Origin of the sequence: Candidatus Pelagibacter communis (assembly GCF_001180185.1) — a bacterium.
Lineage (GTDB): Bacteria > Pseudomonadota > Alphaproteobacteria > Pelagibacterales > Pelagibacteraceae > Pelagibacter > Pelagibacter ubique_F.
Genome location: NZ_CVSS01000027.1, coordinates 1 through 2,299 on the forward strand (window position 1 = coordinate 1; position 2,299 = coordinate 2,299).

General features: G+C 27.7%; 1 protein-coding gene. It reads right to left on the reverse strand.

Going from position 1 to position 2,299, the window contains the following annotated elements; translation table 11 throughout:
• Positions 1-336 precede the first annotated feature (336 nt).
• Positions 337-2,299: S1C family serine protease (locus AMN95_RS02130; RefSeq protein WP_143323753.1), on the reverse strand; the 1,963-nt coding region annotated here is incomplete at its 5' end.

The window sequence follows — 2,299 nt, forward strand, 5'->3', positions numbered from 1 at the left end:
AGAATATTCTAATAATAAAAATTTTATTATAAATAAATATTGTTAATTTTTTTATCTGTAAATTAAACCTTGTATAACCGGTGACTAACTTTTTTATTATTTGTTTTTGAATCATAACAAGAAATATAATTGGGTCTCTCAATTATGCTATGAATTATCTAACCTTTGGGTCGCACTGGGTCATCCAGGGTAAACTAGAAATTGGTTTTAGTATATTTTAAGTCCTTTGTGTCTACCAATTTCACCACGAGGGCATTAATGAATTTCATGAGTGTTTATGCTAATATTTATAATTGAACAAGATGAATAAGTAAATTTTTTTTAAAAAGTCTTCAGCTATTCAGCTAAAAATTGATTTACTTCAGAAAAATGAACAGCAAAATTCATTCCCTCACTGACGTCTTTATGTAAGCCTTGAGTATTAACACCTACAACCTTATCTTTAAAAAACAATGGACCTCCAGAATTTCCAGGATTAATAGCAGCATCAGTTTGTATAAATAATACGTCTGCATTACCAGTCGCACTGTAAACACTGCTTTCTTTTCTAATTGCACTAATCCAACCCTTTGTTAGGGAGAATTTTCTTCCTTTTGGGTGACCTAATGCTTCAACCATTTCACCTTGTTTTAATTGACCGTCATAAAATGTTACTGGTTTACCAGTTGTATTAGTTTTTAAAAGAGCGAGGTCCCTTTTAAGATCTTTTTTAACAACAACAGCAGATGATCTCTTTTTAAACTTATCTGTAACGGAAATAGACATGGCATTTTCTATGACATGATAATTTGTAATAATTTCATCCCTAGAAATAAAAAAACCTGAACCTAAACCTTTTTCAGTTTTAACTATAACTACGCTATCAAACCTAGCATCTTTTTGTTCATAATTTGATGATGATTTGTTGGTTAATGATGCAGTTTTTTTATTTGAGTTCGATTTTGATCCACCTAATAATTTTTCCCACCAAGATAACTCTTCTTCTATGGAAAAATTCAAGCTAGCATATAATTCTTTTTTATCAAATAACTCCCTAAATTCACTTTCATTATCAATTAAATTAAGAAATTCATTTAATGAAATATTTTTTATTTTTTGATTTTGCCAATTCGATATTTGTTCTGGAGAAGAATATTTATTTAACAAGTTTTCATATTTTTTGTCCTGAGGATCGATATTATAAGCAACTTTAAAATCTTTATTAGATTTAATCGAAATATTCTTTTCAATTAATTTTTTATTTTTAAATTGAACGATTTGATAAATAGCTTTTTTTTCAGCTTTAACGTTTTGAACTAAATAACTATAACTTCTTAACATTTCTTTTTCTAAGTAATCTGGTGTATTTGAATAACTACTTATGAGATTATTTAATTTATTTTGAAGTTTGGCACCTTCATTTTGCCATTTTTCTTGTAGGGCAATACCTCCCCACTGAGTAATTAATCCACAACTTATACATTGTGACATTTGAAAGCCCCTTTCAGCCTCAGCTTGTGCTCTTTGTAGTTCTCTTTCAGTTCTTCTCATTTCTGCTTGGAGCCTATTAAATTCTGGATTTGGAACACTTCTTGAACCAGCTACCATTTGGGAAGTTAAATTTTCCTCTGAATTTACAGTTGAGAACGAGTCAAAATCTTTTGGAATTACAATTAACAAATTTGAGTTACTTGCTAATAAATTTTTTACTGTATCCAGGTTAAACTCTCTGTTAATTTCATAATCGATATTTCCAGATAAATTTATATTGGGTAATAATTCTTTTTTTACTATTTCTGTATCGGCATAAATTACTTTTAATTCTTTATTAACATTTTCATTTTGTTCAATTTTAAGTTTTTTTGTATTTTTATTTTGATTTGAAATTTCTTTTTTAATTTTATTTAATCTCTTTTTTTCTTCTATTTTAGCTAATCTCTCAGCTTTTCTTCGCTCTTGTTCTGCTTTTCTTGCTAGTTTTTTTTCCTCTTGTTCTTTTTTTCTTTTCTCAATTTTAGCTAATCTCTCAGCTTTTCTTCGCTCTTGTTCTGCTTTTCTTGCTAGTTTTTTTTCCTCTAATTCTTTTTTTCTTTTCTCAATTTTAGCAAGTCTTTCTGCTTTTTCTTGTTCTAATTTTTTTTTTTGTATAAGTTGCTTTTTCTTTTCATCTTCAGCAATTTTTTTTTTTTCTAATTCATCATTTTCACTTTTTTTAGATGAATTGATATTTGAGCTGTCACTTGCAATCTTTGAATTTTCTTCTTTCTTATTTTTTCTAAAATCCTCTAATTTAATTAATCTTTGAGAAGCATCATGTTGA